13 protein-coding genes are annotated in these 16,962 nt (G+C 74.7%); 4 read left to right on the forward strand and 9 right to left on the reverse strand.

What is annotated here, in order from left to right; translation table 11 throughout:
• Positions 1-44 precede the first annotated feature (44 nt).
• On the forward strand, positions 45-1,052 hold the full coding sequence (locus ACW69E_RS12755) for a LysR family transcriptional regulator (RefSeq protein ID WP_457498304.1): 1,008 nt from the start codon (positions 45-47) through the stop codon (positions 1,050-1,052).
• On the opposite strand, the gene ACW69E_RS12760 is transcribed toward ACW69E_RS12755, so the two are convergent.
• The 7 genes from ACW69E_RS12760 to ACW69E_RS12790 all read right to left on the reverse strand — a co-directional run bounded on the left by ACW69E_RS12760 (position 1,022) and on the right by ACW69E_RS12790 (position 10,229).
• On the reverse strand, positions 1,022-1,933 hold the full coding sequence (locus tag ACW69E_RS12760) for a serine hydrolase (protein ID WP_457498327.1): 912 nt from the start codon (positions 1,931-1,933) through the stop codon (positions 1,022-1,024). The two genes, ACW69E_RS12755 and ACW69E_RS12760, sit on opposite strands and share 31 nt — an antisense overlap.
• 48 nt (positions 1,934-1,981) lie before the next feature.
• A complete protein-coding gene (locus ACW69E_RS12765) occupies positions 1,982-2,665 on the reverse strand; it encodes a DUF5825 family protein (RefSeq protein WP_457498305.1) in 684 nt (227 codons plus the stop codon).
• A 108-nt stretch (positions 2,666-2,773) separates the two neighbouring features.
• Entirely contained in the window at positions 2,774-4,711 is a 1,938-nt protein-coding gene (locus ACW69E_RS12770) for a RiPP maturation radical SAM C-methyltransferase (RefSeq protein ID WP_457498306.1), read from the reverse strand.
• Between the two features lie 220 nt (positions 4,712-4,931).
• Entirely contained in the window at positions 4,932-6,842 is a 1,911-nt protein-coding gene (locus ACW69E_RS12775; RefSeq protein ID WP_457498307.1) for an alpha/beta fold hydrolase, read from the reverse strand.
• Positions 6,839-8,140: an MFS transporter gene (locus tag ACW69E_RS12780; protein ID WP_457498308.1), complete on the reverse strand. Its 1,302-nt coding sequence runs from the start codon at positions 8,138-8,140 to the stop codon at positions 6,839-6,841. Before ACW69E_RS12780 ends, ACW69E_RS12775 begins: the two co-directional genes overlap by 4 nt.
• A gap of 387 nt (positions 8,141-8,527) precedes the next feature.
• Positions 8,528-9,742: an acyl-CoA dehydrogenase family protein gene (locus tag ACW69E_RS12785; protein WP_457498309.1), complete on the reverse strand. Its 1,215-nt coding sequence runs from the start codon at positions 9,740-9,742 to the stop codon at positions 8,528-8,530.
• A gap of 16 nt (positions 9,743-9,758) precedes the next feature.
• Positions 9,759-10,229, reverse strand: a complete 471-nt coding sequence (locus ACW69E_RS12790) for an SCP2 sterol-binding domain-containing protein (protein WP_457498310.1) — start codon at positions 10,227-10,229, stop codon at positions 9,759-9,761.
• Positions 10,230-10,309: 80 nt separating this feature from the next.
• Between ACW69E_RS12790 and ACW69E_RS12795 the strand changes: the two genes are divergently transcribed.
• On the forward strand, positions 10,310-11,047 hold the full coding sequence (locus tag ACW69E_RS12795) for a TetR/AcrR family transcriptional regulator (RefSeq protein WP_457498311.1): 738 nt from the start codon (positions 10,310-10,312) through the stop codon (positions 11,045-11,047).
• On the opposite strand, the gene ACW69E_RS12800 is transcribed toward ACW69E_RS12795, so the two are convergent.
• The gene (locus tag ACW69E_RS12800; protein WP_457498312.1) at positions 11,033-12,010 is read right to left on the reverse strand and encodes a MaoC family dehydratase; all 978 of its coding nucleotides are present in this window, start codon (positions 12,008-12,010) and stop codon (positions 11,033-11,035) included. The two genes, ACW69E_RS12795 and ACW69E_RS12800, sit on opposite strands and share 15 nt — an antisense overlap.
• Before the next feature lie 6 nt (positions 12,011-12,016).
• Positions 12,017-13,375, reverse strand: a complete 1,359-nt coding sequence (locus ACW69E_RS12805; protein ID WP_457498313.1) for a 3-oxoacyl-ACP reductase — start codon at positions 13,373-13,375, stop codon at positions 12,017-12,019.
• Positions 13,376-13,449: 74 nt separating this feature from the next.
• Here ACW69E_RS12805 and ACW69E_RS12810 point away from each other — a divergent pair, with 74 nt between their 5' ends.
• Positions 13,450-14,766 (forward strand): acetyl-CoA C-acetyltransferase, encoded by a 1,317-nt coding sequence (locus ACW69E_RS12810; protein ID WP_457498314.1) that lies wholly within the window; start codon positions 13,450-13,452, stop codon positions 14,764-14,766.
• A gap of 200 nt (positions 14,767-14,966) precedes the next feature.
• Entirely contained in the window at positions 14,967-16,886 is a 1,920-nt protein-coding gene (locus ACW69E_RS12815; RefSeq protein WP_457498315.1) for an AMP-dependent synthetase/ligase, read from the forward strand.
• Positions 16,887-16,962 lie beyond the last annotated feature (76 nt).

Consider the following 16,962-nt stretch of genomic DNA (forward strand, 5'->3'; position numbering starts at 1 on the left):
TCGAAAATCGTTCCCGGCGATACCGGAAACGGTATCGTCCCGGCGTGGACCTGTTACGGCACCTGAGGTACTTCCGGGCGGTCGCCGAGGAGCTGCACTTCGGGCGGGCGGCGCAGCGGCTCCACATGGCACAGCCACCGTTGAGCCGCAGCGTCCGCGCGCTGGAGGAGGAGCTCGGCGCGCGGCTGTTCGACCGCACCTCCCGCGGCGTACGGCTGACCGCCGCGGGCGAGACGCTGCTGGCCGAGTCCGGGGAACTGCTGGCCCGGGCCGAGCGGATGCGGACCCTGGTCGCCCGCGCCGGCCGCGGCGAGCACGGGACGCTGCGGCTCGGGGTGCCGCCGGAGCTGCCCGGGCGCGTACTGGCCCGGATGCTGACCGCCTTCGCCGCCGAGGCCCCGGGCGTACAGGTGGAGCCCAGGGAGCTGAGCACCGCCGGGCAGGTACGGCTGCTGGCCGACGGGGAGCTGGACGCCGGGCTTCTCCAGTATCCGGTGGAGCCGGAACCGGCCGGGCTGGTGGGCGAACCGGCCACCGCTCTGCCCCTGGGCGTCGTCCTGCCCCGGGACTCCCCGCCGGCGGGGCCGGGGCCGCTGCCCCTCGCCTCGCTCGGCGCCCGCCCGCTGGTGATCTTCCCCCGGCAGGCCGCGCCCGGCCTGTACGACGCCACCCTCGGCGCCTGCCGGGCGCAGGGCTGGCACCCGTCCCGGATCGTCCACGCGGGGAGCCCCGAGGTGATGACGGGCCTGGTGATCGCCGGGCGCGGAGCGGCGCTGGCCCACGAGGCCGTGGCCCGTAAGGAGCCCCGTGTCCTGTGGCGCCCCCTCGGCGCGGACACCCCGCGGTGGCCGGTCTCCTTCGTACGGCCCGCCACCGCGCCCCACCCGGCCGCCCGGCGCCTGGCGGCCACCGCGACGGCCGTGCTGCGCGCCGAGGCGGGTGGGACGGGCGGGTGCCTCACCGGGCGGCCCGGCCCGGAGGAGGCGGGAGCGGACGGCGCGCCGCGCCCCTGGGACGTGGTCTACGCGGTGCGGCGGCCGGGGGAGGGCTGACCGCAGCAGCCGTACAGTTCCTCCACCGCCGCACGCCCCGCCGCGCCGATCGCCGCGTCGAGGTCCGGGCGCCGCCGGCCCAGGCTCCCGGTCTCGGTGAGCACCGCGACCGCGTAACGGCCGCCACCGGGCGGGGAGACGACGCCGATCTCGTGGCGGAAGCCGGGCAGGGTGCCCGACTTGGCGGCGACCGCGACCTCCTCCGGGAAGGCCGCCGCCAGCCGGTGCCAGCTCACCTGCCGTGCCATCAGGTCCCTGACCTCGGCGCACGCCCGCGGCGGTCCGGCCCGGTCGGTCCAGATCAGGGCGAGCAGCCGGGTCATGTCCCGGGCGGTACCGCTGTTGGTGCGCCGCGGGTCCGACGTGGGCAGGGAGCGTATCCGCTCGGGGGAGAGCGTGGGGTAGACGGCGGCGAACGCGACCGGGTCGGCGGCGCCCACCTCCGCCAGCACGCTCTCCAGCAGGTCCCGGGGCGAGCCGGCGATCCGGGTGCCCTCCAGCCCCAGTTCCCGCGCCAGCAGCGCCACGGTGTCGGCGCCCACTCTGCGGAAGAGGACGTCGGCGGCGGTGTTGTCGCTCACCGACAGGGCGAGGAAGGCCAGATCGCGCAGGCTCGCCTCCACGTCGTCCCGGAACCCGGCCGTGCCGGTGCCGCCCAGCCGGTCCGCCCGCCCCACCAGCACCCGTTCGGCCGGGTCCAGCTGGCCGTACGCCGCCTGCCGGGCGAACTCCAGGACCAGGAGCACCTTGACGACCGAGGCCAGCACCACCGGCTCGTCCGGCCGGACCCCCGTCTGCCGCCCGCAGTCCACACAGCGCGCGTGCAGCCGTACCCGGGCGCCCAGCGTGCCGAACCACCGCTCCACGTCCTGCTGTTCCACCACCGGGCCATCCTGCCGCAACGCCGCGGCGCCGCAACGCCCGTACCGTCAGATCACCATGGCCTCCTGGATCCACCGCCGCACCCGGTAGGGCAGCCACAGCACCAGGGGCCCCACGTCGGTCACCAGGCGCTCCTCGCGGAACTCCGCCAGGACCGGCGCGGGCACGTCACCGGCGCGGGCGCCGTAGGCGAGCGCGGTGATGGCCGCGTGGTACTCGGGCCCGTCGGCGGTGAAGCGGCGCAGATCCCCCCAGCGGCGGTCGCGTATCTGCACGAAACCCGGGCCCTGCCGCCACAGGCACTTGCACAGGTAGTGCCCCTCGCGCCACCGGGCCAGCGCACCGGCCGCGTCGCTGGGCCCCTTCAGCTCGGCGGGGGGCTGGAGGTGCCCCAGGACCTCCCAGTCGCCGGAGGGCTCCGGGGCCAGCCGCAGCCGCCACTCGACGAACACCGCGCGTGCGGTGAGGTCGCGCACCAGGCACAGGTCGCGGACGGCGCGGGCCGCGGCACCGGGATCACCGGTGGCGGCGAGGTCCACCGTGTGCGGCAGCCGCACCCGGCGGACGCCCGACTCCCACAGCCGGTCCACCGCGGCCGCGACCGGACCCTCGACGCACACATCGTCCATACGCATGCCGGGCAGCGCGCACGCCCGCGGGTCGTAGTCGCGCCAGGCGGCGACGGTCAGCGGCACCGGGCCGCCGGGGTGTTCCGTGATCGTCGTGCTCACTCGTGTCCTCTCCCTCGTAAGCATGCTCGGCCGGAAGCCGGAAGCCGGAAGCCGGAAGCCGGAAGCCGGAAGCCGGTGGTCGGTGCTCTCCGGCGGCCCGTGGAACCCTCAGACACCGGCCGTCGGCCGCGCCGCCGGTGTGGGGCCGCCCTCGCGCGGTGCGGCGTGCAGATGGCGCATGAAGTCCAGCCTCAGCAGATCCTCGTTGACCGCCGCGGGCGCCACGTGGACGTACTGGCCGCCCTCGGCGAAGACCAGGCCGAGCTCCAGCCAGTGCTGCAGCAGCCTCTCCACGGTGTCCCCCTCCACGGCGTACCGCAGCCGGGTGGTGAGTTTGCGGGTGAGGGCCGCGGGGGCGTGCGGCTGGTCCAGCAGCCGGAAGGCGGCGATCTCCAGTGGGTCGGTCAGCTCCAGCGCGCCCCAGTCGAACAGCCTCCGGCGGCTGACCAGCACGATCCGGTCGCCCAGGTCGGCGTGGGTGAGCCTGCTGTCGGCATGGGCCTTCTTCCAGGCGGCCAGCGCCTTGTTGAGCGACTTCACGGTCTCCTCGCCGATGCCGCGCGCCGGGGCCTTGAACACATAGGCCAGGTCGTACAGCTCCTCCTCGGGCAGGTCGTAGGTGAAGCGGTAGTGCTCCTCGGCGCGCAGGCCGGAGAAGCCGAGCTCGGGACGGGTGAAGTACGGGCTGAAACGCTCGATGGCGATGCGTGCGGACAGGTCGACCGGCGGGTTCAGGTGTTCCAGCGCCGGTATCTGGGCGATGACCCCCTCGTAGTCGGCGGCCGTCTCACCGGGGAAGCCGTGGAGGTAGTTCCAGGAGACCGACAGGCCGGTCTCGGCGCCGTCCCGCAGCATCCGGACGTTCTGGCAGCCGCTGACCCCCTTGTCCATCAGCCCCAGCACACGGCTGTTGAGGCTCTCGATGCCCGGCTGGACGTAGATCAGGCCCGCGTCCGCGAGGGTGCGCAGCTGGGAGCGGCGCATGTTCGCCTTGATCTCGATGTGCAGCCGCAGGTCGTACCCGCTGTCGATGATGCGGGGCAGCACCGTGTTGAGGTAGCCCATGTCGAGGATGTTGTCGACGACGTACATGTCCAGCACCCGGTGCCGGCGGGCCAGCTCCATGATCTCGTCGTGGAAGACCTCCGGGCTCTTGCTGCGGAACTGCATGAACGAGCCGTTGAGCCCGCAGAAGGTGCAGTGGTGCTTCTCGCCCCACCAGCAGCCGCGGGCCCCCTCGACGACGAGCTTGGGCTCCACCCAGTTGCGGGCCACGGAGGCGGCCAGCCGCTCGAAGTAGCCGGTGTAGTCGGGCGGCAGGATGGCGGACGGGGGTATCGGCGAGGTGCTCATCGGGTTGGCGGTGCGGGTTCCGTCCGCCCCCCGGTGGCACAGCCCCGGTATGTCCGACAGATCGGCCTTCCCGGTGCCCTCGGCCAGCGCCGTCAGCAGCCGGGGGAAGGCCACCTCGCCCTCTCCGCGTATCACGTGGTCCACGAACGGGAAGTTGCGGTGGACGGCGGCGCCCTGCTCGGCGTCGCAGTTGGCGCCGCCCATGACGGTCACGATGTGCGGGGCCAGCAGCTTGACCTGCCGGGCGGCGGCCAGCGCGGCGGTGTTCTGCTGGAAGGTGGAGGTGAAGCCGACCACGTCCGGTTCGTAGGCCACGATCCGCTCGGCGGTCTCCCGGACGAACTCCGGGGCGATCCGGTGCAGTTCACGTGTCAGCCGCAGACGGGAGGACCGCAGCCTCCCGCCCATCACGGCGGTGAACTCCTCGGTCCGCCACTCGGGGTCGTCGTAGAGCGCGGAGGAGAAGACCCAGTCGCCGCATCCCATGAAGTAGGAGGACAGGGCGTAGTACTCGTAGTCGTCCCCGGTGAACTCCATGCGGTCGGTGATCCAGTCGGTGAACTCCAGGTTGGCGTGCAGCACCTCGGCCCGGCCGCCGGGGACCCGCTCGTCCACGCTGCGCTTGAGGATGCCGAGCGCCAGGGACGGCAGATCGATCGGTGACCAGGGCATGTTGACAAGAAGGACGCGCATGGCAGCTCCTCGGAACGGAAGATGTGGCCGGAAGCGGCCGCCGGGTCCGGCGGCGGCCGCCCGGCCCGGCGGTGAGGGCCGGGCCGGGCGGTGAGGAGTCACTCCTCCTCGGTGTCCTCCGCGCTGCGGAGCGGGATGGTGACGGTGACGCCGACGGTGGGCTTGCGGTTCTCCTCGTCGCCCGCGAGCGGGTCGTTGTTGATGACGTCCTTCTGCATGGCTACCTCCTCTCGTGGTCCACTCGGTCCCCGGCCGCCGGTGCCGGCGGCCGGCCCTGCCCCCGCCCCGGCCGGGGCGGGGAGTCGTGGTCGCGGCCGGTCGCCCGGCCGGAGCCGCGCAGCTCCCGGTCCAGAAAGCCCAGCGCCCGGCGCAGCACGGCGACGTGGTCGCCGCCGAGGTAGCCGTCGTGGCCGGAGTCCAGCCACATCTCCTCGTGGCGCACCCCCGAGGCGCGCAGCGCCGCCAGATACGTGCGCACCTGCTCCGGCGGGCACTTGACGTCGTGGAGGGCCGCGGCCATCAGCAGTGGCGCCCGCACCCGGTGCGCGTAGTGGACGGGGGAGCTGCGTGCGTAGCGCTCGGGCACCTGCTCGGGGGTGCCGCCGAACAGCGCCTCGTCCAGGGCGCGCAGGGCCGGCGTACCGGTGCGGTGGGCGGTGGCGCAGTCGGCCAGCGGTTTGACGGCCACCCCCGCGCGCCACAGGCCGGGCCGGGTGCCCAGCGCCAGCAGGACGAGATAGCCGCCCCAGGAGGTGCCCCACAGGCCCACCGAGCCGGGGTCGGCCAGCCCGCGAGCCAGTACGTCGGCCCGGACCGAGACGAGGTCGGCGACCTGGGTCAGGCCCACCCCCTGGCCGTACGCCGTGCGCCAGCGGGGCCCGTAGCCGGTGGAGCCGCGGTAGTTGACCCGGGCCACGGCGAAGCCGGAGGCGACCAGCGAGTGCACGGTCGGGTCGTAGGCGTCCCGGTCGTGGTCGGCGGGACCGCCGTGGACGAGCATCACCAGCGGTGGACGGACGGCGGGGCGCTCGGGGAGGCTGAGCAGGGTGTGGACCTCCCCGTCCGGCCCGGGCGTCCACAGCTCGGTGTGCCGTCCGGGCACCCGGACGGCGGGGGTGTCCGCGGCCGGCGGCGGGGCGCCGGAGGCGGAGCGGGCGTACGGCGGGGTGGCGGTGTCGGTCCACAGGTAGTGCACGTCCCCGTCCGGCCGCGGCACGGCGTCCAGGACGCTGCCGCGGGGCACCGGCACGGGGGTCAGGGACCGCCGGTCCAGGTCGGCGGTGAACAGCAGGCTGCGGCCGCGGCGGTCCTGGCGTACCAGGACCCGGCGCCCCCGGGGGTACCAGCGTGCGGTGATCTCGGTGTCGAACGCGCACCACCGGTGCGGGCGCACCCCTTCCCCGGCGCGCCAGGTGGCGGCCTCGTAGCGGTCGCCGTCCTGCCGCACCAGCAGCAGCTCCGCCTCGCCGTCCCCGTCTCCCCCGTCCTCCCCACCGCCGCCGGGGGCGGCGGGGGCGAAACCCAGCGCCCACAGCCCGCCGCCTTCGCCGGACAGCTCCGCCACCGTCGCGCCGGAGGAGGTGTGGACGGTGACGGCCCGGTCCGAGGAGGCCGAGCGGGTGACGGCCAGCAGTCGGCCGTCCGGGGAGAGCCCGCACAGGACCGCGTGCCCCCGCACCCGCAGAACCGGTCGGCCCGGGCCGCCGCGCCGGCCGAGGTGGACGGTCAGACCGCTCCCGTCGCCGAGTCCGACGGCGACCGTCCCGCCGTCGCCGACGGCCAGCCCGCGCGGGGTGCCGGCGGGCAGACCGGTCAGGCCGGGCCGCACGGGACCGCCGCGGAAGTCCTGGTGGAGCCAGCGGCCGCGACCGGTCTCGTCCTCGTCGAACCACCAGACGGCGGCGTCGGCGTCGATGGCGCAGTGCAGGGTGCCGCGCGGGCGGTCGGTGACCTGCCGGGTACGGCCGGTGCGGGCGTCGAGGGCGAAGACCTCGCAGCGGCCGCCGGCGTCGCCGGTGAGCACCATCAGCGCCGGGTCACGGGGGCAGACCTCCGGCAGCACCGGCCGGTAGACGCGGTAGCCGGGTGCGGGGCGGCCCGCGTCCGGCGCGGAGGAGGCGGCCGCGCTCACAGCGCCCCCTTCACCGTCTCGGCCGGCCCGGGCGAGGGCGCGGACAGGGCGCCGCGGGCCACCGCCAGGGTGGTGCCCGCGGCGAGCAGGGCCAGCAGCGCCGCGCACCCGGCGATCGTCGGCGCGGGCCCGGCCCGGTCCACGGCCGCCCCGGCGGCCAGGGGCGCCACCGCCGCGGCGATCCCCGCCGCGGTGGCCAGCGCCGTCCCGGTGCGGGCCTGCAACTCGGGCGGCGTCACCCGCAGCACCCGGGTCTGGAGCACCACCACGGCGGCCGGGAGCAGCAGGGAGACGGCGCCGAACAGCAGCCCGTACGACCAGGGGCCGCTTCCGGCCGCCAGTGCGGCGGCGGGCGCCACCACCAGCCAGGAGACCGCCACCAGCGTCCGCGGCGCGGTCAGCCGCCGGACCACGGCGGGTGCGGCCAGCGCCCCGGCGAGACCGGCGGCGCCCGCGACGGAGAACACCAGGCCCACGGCGGCCGGGCCCCGCCCGCCGTCCTGGAGGGCGAAGACGACCGTGTAGTGGAGCGCGACCAGCACTCCGCCGGCGGCGGCCGTCCACACCAGCACCAGGCGCAGTACGGGGGAGCGCAGGACCAGGGCGAGACCCGCCCCCGCCTCGGAGACGAAGGCCGCCCACCGGGCCCGCGAAGGGCGCGCGTCCCGCGCCCGCGCCCCCGCCGGGGCGAGGTCCGAGCGCATGCCGCGCACGCACAGCGCGGCGGCGAGATAGGACAGGGCGTCCGCCAGGAACGGCAGCCACCGGCCGGCCTGGTAGAGCAGCCCGCCCAGCAGCGGTCCCAGCACCAGGGCGCCCTGCTCGCCGGCCTGGAGCCGTGAGACCACCCTCGGATGGTCGTCCGCCGGGCAGACCAGGGCCACGGCGCCGCGGGCCGCGGCCTCCTGGCAGGAGGTCGCGACGCGCTCGACGAGGACCGCGGCGAACAGGTGCGCCGGATGGAGCGAGCCCAGGGCCAGGGCCGCGGCGAGCGATCCCAGCGCGGCGGCGGACACCGCGGCGCAGAGGATCATCACGCGGCGACGGGCGCCCCGGTCGGCGGGCACGGCGGCGAACGGGCCCAGCAGCAGCCCCAGCGCGGTGGAGGCCCCCGCGACCGCTCCGACGAGTGCGGGGGAGTACCCCAGGCCCAGCAGGAGCAGGGGGAGAGCGAGGCCGGAGACCTGGGTGCCCAGGGCGTCGGCGCTGTTGGCCCACCACAGCAGCCGCACGTCGCGGCGCGGGGCTGGAGCCCGGTGCCCGCCGGCCGCCGGGCCGGCGGCCGTGGTCCGCCTCACCGGCCGGGCCGGGGGCGCGAGGCGGGAAGCGGGGCGGTGCGCGGGGTGGGGAGCGACGCGGAAAGCCGTACGGGGAGCCGGGGGGAAAGCAGCGCGTCCAGGCGGATCAACGCGGATAAAGCGCCCGTCTTCCGTGACGCCGGTTCTCTTTCCACGCGCAGTCCCCCCACTCGATCTCCACGTGGTGTCCGTGAAGTTCGGATCCGATGGTCGACATGCGAAGAAACCGTGTGCGAATCGCAGCGGGCGGGAGTCTAGCCACGGGGTGACGTGGGTCACAAGAGGCGTGCGGGAAAGGCGAGTTGGGGCCGCGGAACGGAACGCGTCCGTCCGCGCCCCGGGGCGGGGAGCGCGGACGGACGATGCGGTGGAGCGGCGGGAGCCGGGTCAGCGGATGTGGCGGCCGGAGACCGCGCGGGCGATCACCAGGCGCTGGATCTCGCTGGTGCCCTCGAAGATGGTGTAGATCTTGGCGTCCCGGTACATCCGCTCCACCGGATGCTCCCGGCTGTACCCGGCGCCGCCGAGGACCTGTACGGCCTTCTCGGTGGCGGCGACGGCCAGTTCGCCGGCGCGCAGCTTGGACATCGAACCCTGGGCCGCGTCGAAGGCGCGGTTGTTGCGGGCCATCCAGGCCGCCTGCCAGATCAGCAGGCGGACGGCCTCGATCTCGGTCCGCAGATCGGCCAGCGCGAAGGCGACGGCCTGGTTCTCGACGATGGGGCGGCCGAAGGCGACGCGGTCGCCCGCGTACTCCAGGGCGTACTCGTAGGCGGCGCGCGCGATGCCGAGCGCCTGCGCGCCCACGGTGGGCCGGCTCACCTCGAAGGTGGCCATGGCGGCCTGCCCCTTGGCCCGCCCGCCCTCGCGGGCGCGGGCCAGACGCGCCTCCAGCCTCTCCCTGCCGCCCAGCAGGCAGTGGCCCGGCACCCGTACCTCGTCCAGGAAGACGTCGGCGGTGTGCGACGCCCGCAGGCCCAGCTTCCTGATCTTGCGGCCGCCCTCCAGGCCGGGTGTGCCGGGCGGGACGATGAACGCCGCCTGGCCGCGCGCGCCGAGCTCCGGCTCCACCGAGGCCACCACCACGTGCACGTTCGCGATGCCGCCGTTGGTGATCCACGCCTTCTGGCCACTGATCACCCACTCGTCCCTCGCCTCGTCGTACCGGGCGCGGGTGCGCATGGCCGAGACGTCGGAGCCGGCCTCGGGTTCGGAGACGCAGAAGGCCGCCACCTTGGGGTCGTCCTCGTCGCCGAAGCACTGCGGGACCCACTCGGCGAGCTGGTCGGGGGTGCCGGCGGAGAAGATGCCCGCCACCGCCAGCGAGGTGCCGAACAGGGCCATGCCGATGCCGGCGTCGCCCCAGAACAGCTCCTCGTTGGCGATCTGGAGGGACAGACCCGAGGGGTCGCCGTACATGTCGGCCAGGGACTCGAAGCCGTACAGGCCGATCCTCGCCGCCTCCTGTATGACGGGCCAGGGGGTCTCCTCCCGCTCGTCCCACTCGGAGGCGGCCGGGCGTACGACGCCGGCGGCGAAGCCGTGCACCCACTCGCGCAGGTCGCTCTGCTCCTCGGTGAGGTCGAGGCAGAAACCGCTCATGATCCGCGTCCGCCCCTCACGCCTTGGGGATGTCGAAGTAGCGGGTCAGGCCGGAGGCCAGGCCGACGTCGCCGGCCAGCCTCAGCCTGCGCGTCATGAACATCGTCACGGGGCTGGCGTTGCCGGAGACGAGCCTGAGGAACTCGGCGTCGCCCATGGTCAGCGTCACGCGCGGGTCGGTCTCGCCGCGGCCCTCGCGGACGGTGCAGGTGCCGCCGGAGATGGTGATCTCGCGGACGACCTCGCTCTCCCCGGTGACCTTCCAGCGGATCACGGCGTCCAGCGATCCGGCCCGCTCGGGGCGGAACTGCCGCTCCATGCGCCGGAAGACCTCATCCAGCACGCGCATCCGCAGTTCGCCGCGCATGATCCCGGCGATCTCCCTGTTGGACAGGCCCTTGACGATCCGCGCGAACTCCTCGGGGGAGACGGTGGTGAAGTCGAGGGCGGCGAGGTCGGCCGGCTCCCGGCTGACGCCGTTGGTCATGGGGTTCCCCTTCACTCTTCTTACTCAAGAGTAAATTTACTGGTGAGTAAGATTACGACGCGGTAGGTAGGCTGGCAAGAGTGAGCGGCGAACGCAGGCGACGGGTGCCCCGGCGGATCCGGGAACAGCAGATCATCGACGTGGCGGTCCAGGTCTTCGCCAGGCGCGGATACCACCCCGCCTCGGTGGACGAGATCGCCGAGCTGGCGGGCATCTCCAAGCCGATGGTCTACCTCTACCTCGACTCCAAGGAAGGCCTGTTCCTGGCCTGCCTGCGCCGCGAGGCCGAGCGGCTGGTGGCGGCCTTCCAGGGCGCGGCGCGCGATGTGCGCACCCCGGAGCTGCGGCTGTGGGCGGGGCTGTCGGCGTTCTTCGCCTTCGTGGCCGAGCACCGCGACAGCTGGGTCGTCCTCCACCGCCAGGCGTCGCAGCTCAGCGAGGCCATCACCACGGAGGTCGCACAGGCCCGCCGCGCGGTCATGGCCGAGGTCGCGGGCCTGGTCCGGGACGGGATCGGCGAGGCGCTCGGGGCGGTCCCGGTCGCCGACGAGGAGGCCGACTTCGTGGCCCACGCGCTGGTGGGGGCGGCGGACTCGCTCACCGACTGGATGGAGCGCCACCCCGGGGAGTCCCCCGAGCGGGTCACCCGGCGCCTGATGAACATGGTGTGGGTGGGCATGCGCAACGTGCTGGCCGGGGAGGTCTGGACGCCCCCGGCGGATTCCGGCGCCCCGGGCCCGGCCGCGTCCGCCGGGGGGCCCGGGACACCGGGAACGTCCGGGGCGCCGGCGGCCCCGGAGCGCTCAGTCCAGGGCTGAGACCTCGCCGCGCAGGTGCTCGCGCCCCGCGTCGCCCTCCCCGCGCAGCCCGAAGTCCCACAGCACGCCGGTGCCGGCGGACGCGGCCGGGCCCGTGGCGCGAAAACGCACCGCCGAGGGCAGCGGGACCGGGGCCCGGAAGGAGACGTCCACCCGGCAGGCGCCGGGCAGATGTTCCTCCAGCGCCGCCAGACAGCGGGCCTTGGTCCACATGCCGTGCGCGATGGCGCGCGGGAAGCCGAACAGCCGCGCGGTGAGCGGGTGCAGATGGATCGGGTTGCGGTCGCCGGAGACGGCGGCGTACGCGCGCCCCGCCGAACCGGGCACCTCCCAGCGCTCCTCCAGCACCGGACTGCCCGGCCCGCCCGAGGTGCCCGCACCGCCGGACGCGGCCCCGCCGGAGCGGGCCCCTGTCCCCGGCGCGGGACCGGCCGCCGCGCGCCCCCGGCGCAGATACGTGCTGACCGACCGCCACACCGTACGGGCGCCGTCGTCGGCCTCGGCCGTCACGTCGAAGGCGGTGCCCCTCGGGTGCGGCCGCAGATCCCCCGCCCACACCCGGTAGGTGAGCCGCTCACCGGCCTCGACCGGCCTGTGCCGGTCGATCCGGTTGGCGATGTGCACCAGCCCGAGCAGCGGCAGCGGGAAGTCCCGCCGGGTCATCAGCGACATCGCCAGCGGGAAGGCGACGATGTGCGGGTACGTCACGGGCAGCCGGGCGGCGTCGGCGAAGCCGCAGACCTCGGCGTAGCGGCGCAGCCGCCCCGGGTCGGCCGCGACATCGCGCAGCACCAGCCGCCGCGCCGGCAGCGGACGGCCCCGCGTACCGCCGGGCCTGGGCAGCACCGCGCGGACGTACAGCCCGGCCGTGCCCGGCGCGGACGGCAACTCCAGCGTCTCCGGCTCCCCGGGGCCGGCGCTCCCCGCGCCCCCGGCGTCCTCCGAACCCCTCACGTCCTCCACGCCCCCTCACGCTCCCAGCAGGGACTGGCCGCACACCCGCAGCACCTGGCCGCTGACCCCGCCGCTGCCGGGCGAGGCGAGATAGGCGACGGCCTCGGCCACGTCGACGGGCTGCCCGCCCTGCTTCATGCTGTTCATACGGCGGCCCGCCTCCCTCACGAACAGGGGCACCGCCGCGGTCATCCTCGTCTCGATGAAACCCGGGGCCACCGCGTTGACGGTGACGCCGCGTTCGGCCACGACCGGGGCGAGGGCCTGGACCAGCCCGATCAGACCGGCCTTGCTCGCCGCGTAGTTGGTCTGCCCGACGTTGCCCGCGATGCCGCTGATGGAGGAGGTGCACACGATCCGGCCGCCCTCGCGCAGCACCGGCTCCCCGGACTCCCCGGGTTCCAGCAGGCGTTCGGTCAGGCACTCCACCGCGGTGAGGTTGACCGCGATCACCGAGTCCCACTTCGCGGCGTCCATCCGGCCCAGGGTCTTGTCGCGGGTGATGCCCGCGTTGTGCACCACGACGTCCACACCGCCGTGCCGGTCGCCCAGGTGCCCGGCCAGGGCGTCGGCGGCGCCGCCGGCGGTGATGTCCAGCTCCAGCGCGTCCCCGCCGATCCGTCCGGCCAGCTCGCGCAGCTCCCCGCCCTGGCCGGGCACGTCCAGGCAGACCACCGTCGCCCCGTCCCTGGCCAGGGTCTTCGCCACCACCGCGCCGATGCCGCGCGCCGCTCCGGTGACCACGGCCGTCCTCCCCTGAAGCGGGCGCTCCCAGTCGGCCGGCGCGGCGGTCCCCTTCACGGGCTGCCCGATCCGGACCACCTGGCCGGAGACGTAGGCGGAGCGGGCCGAGAGCGCGAAGCGCAGCGTGGACTCCACCGCGTCCTCCGCGCCGGGCGCGACGAGCAGCAGATGCGCGGTCGCCCCGCGCCGCAGCTCCTTGCCGACCGAGCGCACGAATCCCTCCAGCGCCCGCTGGGCGGCGGCCTGCCGCACCCCGCCGGCCGCCTCGGGCGGGGTGCCCAGGACCACGACCCGGCCGCAGGGGGCCAGCGAGCGGATCCGCGGATGGAAGAAGTCGTGCAGGGCGCGCAGCCCGCCGCTGCCGGTGATGCCGGTGGCGTCGAAGACCAGCGCGGCGGGGGAGCCCTGCGAACCGGAGGAGCCGCCGGAGCCGCCCGGCAGCGCGGTCACCAGCTCGCGCAGCGGCCCGGTCAGCCGCCCGCCCCCGGCGCCGTCCACGACCACCGGGCCGGACAGGACGGGGCGGCCCGGGTGGTGGCGCTCCAGGATCTCCGGGCGCGGCAGTCCCAGGCGCCGGGCCAGGAGCGCCCCGGGTCCGGAGGCCGTCAGTTTCTGGTAGCGATCCACCATTGATTTCTCCTTACGCATGAGTAAGTTTACTCCGAAGTAAGTAGAGGGGTTTCCTACCACAAGGAGTGGTGGCCATGGCAACGGCCGTCCGCCGCGTCGCGATCGTCGGCAGCAACCGCATCCCCTTCGCCCGGGCGGACGGGCCCTACGCCACCGCCTCCAACCAGGAGATGCTCTCCGCCGCCCTGGCCGGCCTGATCGAGCGCCACGGCCTGCGCGGCGAGGTGCTGGGGGAGTTCGCCGCGGGCGCGGTCCTCAAGCACAGCCGGGACTTCAACCTCGCCCGGGAGGTGGTCCTCGGCAGCGCGCTGGACCACCGCACCCCCGCCTACGACGTCCAGCAGGCCTGCGGAACGGGCCTGGAGACCGTCATCCTCGTGGCCAACAAGATCGCCCTGGGGCAGATCGAGTGCGGTGTCGCGGGCGGCGTGGACACCGCCAGCGACGCACCGCTGGGCATCAACGACGACCTGCGGAAACTGCTGCTCAAGGCCCGCCGGGCCCGCTCCCTGCCCCAGCGCCTGGGCGCCCTGGCCGGTCTGCGCCCCCGGCACGCCGTCCCCGACATCCCCCGCAACGCCGAACCGCGCACCGGCCTGTCGATGGGCGAGCACGCCGCCCGCACCGCCGCCGAGTGGGGCGTCGACCGCGCCGACCAGGACGCCCTGGCCGCCACCAGCCACCGGCGCCTGGCCGCCGCCTACGAGCGCGGCCTCCTCGACGACCTGGTCACACCCTTCCGGGGCCTGGAACGGGACCAGAACCTGCGCCCGGACAGCACGCCGGAGGCACTCGCCCGCCTCAAGCCGGTGTTCGGCAAGGGCGAGGGGGCCACCATGACCGCCGGCAACTCCACCCCGCTGTCCGACGGCGCCTCCACCGTGCTGCTGGCGAGCGAGGAGTGGGCCGCCGAACGCGGCCTGCCGGTGCTGGCCTACCTCACCCACTCCCGCGCCGCCGCCGTCGACTTCGTCGACGGCCCCGACGGACTGCTCATGGCGCCGGCGTACGCCGTGCCGAAGCTGCTCCAAGGTGCCGGGCTGAAGCTGGGTGACCTCGATCTGTACGAGATCCACGAGGCGTTCGCCTCCCAGGTCCTGGCCACCCTCGCAGCCTGGGAGGACGAGGACTTCTGCGTCCGCCGCCTGGGCCTGCCCGGCCCGCTGGGCACCGTCGACCGCGACCGGCTCAACGTCGCCGGCTCCTCCCTCGCCGCCGGGCACCCCTTCGCCGCCACCGGCGGCCGGATCGTGGGCACCCTCGCCAAGCTGCTCCACGAGAAGGCCGCCGAACGCGGCGGGCCCGGGAACGGAGGGGAGCCGACCGTACGCGGCCTGATATCGATCTGCGCCGCGGGCGGACAGGGCGTGACCGCGATCCTCGAACGCTGACCGCCGGGCCCGTACGAGCCACCGCCCGTACGGGCCGCCCCTTTCATCCCTCCTTACCCCGGCCCGGCACCGAGCCCGAGGGCGCCGGGCCGGCCCCGCTCCCGCCCCCCGAACCGAAGCCGATCCACACCCCTTCACCCCCCTCCCACCCCCCACACCGGCCAGTGCAGTCCTCCCCACGCCGCGAACAGGAGCCGACCATGGGCGTACGCAAGGACCTGAAGAGGGCGAAGCAGCGCAGTGAACTCGCCGACCGCGTGACGGTGGAGCTGATCCGGGAGGACGGCGCCGTACGCGAGGCGCGCTCCTCCTGGCGCACCCCGCCGCCCGCCGACCCGGGCACCACCGCCGACATCCCCTTCACCCGCGCCGAACAGGACCCCGACGCGGTGGTGCTGCGCCGCCGGGAGGCCGGCCGGTGGATCCCGGTCACCGCCGCGGCCTTCGCCCGGGAGGTGAACGCGGTCGCCAAGGGACTGATCGCCGCCGGGCTCCGGGCCGGCGACCGGGTCGCGCTGATGTCCCGCACCCGCTACGAGTGGGAGCTGTTCGACTTCGCCATCTGGGCGGCCGGCGGGCAGACCGTACCGGTCTACCCCACCTCCTCGGCCGATCAGATCGAGTGGATCCTGCGCGACTCCGGCGCCCGCTTCCTGGTCGTGGAGACCGAGGAGAACGCCGCCACCGCCGCGGCCGCCGCGGTCTCCCTCCCCGAACCGCCGCGCACCTGGCGGATCGACGCCGGGGCCGTCGCCCAACTGTCGGACCTGGGAAGCGAGGTGGGCGACGAGAAGGTGACCGAGCGCCGCGCCGGCCTGACCTCCGACACCGTCGCCACCATCTGCTACACCTCCGGCACCACCGGCCGCCCCAAGGGCTGTGTGCTGACCCACGGAAACCTGCAGGCCGAGGCGTACAACACCGTGCAGCTGCTGCACCCGGTCTTCGAGGCGGCCACCGGCAAGAAGGCCTCCACCCTGCTGTTCCTGCCGCTGGCCCACATCCTGGGCCGCACCATCCAGATCGCCTGCCTCCAGGCGCGTATCGAGATCGGCCACTGGCCCAGCATCAAGCCCGACGAACTGCGGCCCGAACTCAAGCGGTTCCGCCCCACCTTCCTCGTCGGCGTGCCCTACCTCTTCGAGAAGATCCACGACACCGGGCGCGCCACGGCGGAGAAGATCGGCCGCGGCTCCTCCTTCGAGCGGGCCGACCGCATCGCCGTGCGCTACGGCGAGGCCTTCATGGACACCTTCCGCGGCGCCGGGACCGGCCCCGGACTCAAACTCTCCCTCGCCCGGGGCCTGTACGACCTGCTGGTCTACCGGCGCGTCCGCAAGGAACTCGGCGGCAGGCTCCACTACGCCATCAGCGGTGGCTCCCCCCTGGACCGCCGCCTCAACCTCTTCTTCGCCGCCTGCGGCATCATCGTCTACGAGGGCTACGGCCTCACCGAGACCACCGCCGCCGCCACCCTCGTCCCGCCCCTGGACCCGCGCCCGGGGAAGGTCGGGCAGCCCATCCCCGGCACCGCCGTGCGCATCGCCGACGACGGCGAGGTGCTGATCAGGGGCAGCGTCGTCTTCGCCTCCTACTGGAACAACCCGCAGGCCACCGCCCAGTCCCTGCGGAACGGCTGGTTCGCCACCGGGGACGTCGGCTTCCTGGACGAGGAGGGCCACCTCACCATCACCGGCCGCAAGAAGGACATCATCGTCACATCCGGCGGCAAGAACGTCTCCCCGGCCGTGCTGGAGGACCGGCTGCGCAGCCGGCCGCCGATCGGTCAGTGCATGGTCGTCGGCGACAACCGGCCCTATGTGGCGGCGCTGATCACCCTCGAACCCGACGCCCTGGAGCACTGGCTGTCGGTGCGCAGGCGCCCCCTCGACACCCCCTTCGCCGAACTGGAGAAGGACCCCGAACTCCTCGCCGACGTCCAGCGAGCCGTGGACTACGCCAACGAGGCGGTCTCCCGGGCGGAGTCGATCCGCGGCTTCGCTTTGGTCGAGGGGGAGTTCACCGAGGACAACGGCCTGCTGACCCCGTCGCTGAAGATCAAGCGGCATGCCGTGGCCGCCGTCCACGCGGACCGGATCGACGCCCTCTACCGGAAGTGAGAGGGGACGGCCATGAGAGACCACCACGGCGACCGCGGAACCGGCCGCGGCACCGAGCGTGAGACCGGGCGCGCCC

It is taken from the genome of Streptomyces sp. SS8 (genome assembly GCF_054072955.1).

Bases quoted from the DNA above. Each gene is read 5' to 3' on its own strand.
- ACW69E_RS12770 (WP_457498306.1), bottom strand. From the start codon at position 4,711: ATGCGCGTCCTTCTTGTCAACATGCCCTGGTCACCGATCGATCTGCCG.
- ACW69E_RS12785 (WP_457498309.1), bottom strand. From the start codon at position 9,742: ATGAGCGGTTTCTGCCTCGACCTCACCGAGGAGCAGAGCGACCTGCGC.
- ACW69E_RS12790 (WP_457498310.1), bottom strand. From the start codon at position 10,229: ATGACCAACGGCGTCAGCCGGGAGCCGGCCGACCTCGCCGCCCTCGAC.
- ACW69E_RS12805 (WP_457498313.1), bottom strand. From the start codon at position 13,375: ATGGTGGATCGCTACCAGAAACTGACGGCCTCCGGACCCGGGGCGCTC.
- ACW69E_RS12810 (WP_457498314.1), top strand. From the start codon at position 13,450: ATGGCAACGGCCGTCCGCCGCGTCGCGATCGTCGGCAGCAACCGCATC.
- ACW69E_RS12815 (WP_457498315.1), top strand. From the start codon at position 14,967: ATGGGCGTACGCAAGGACCTGAAGAGGGCGAAGCAGCGCAGTGAACTC.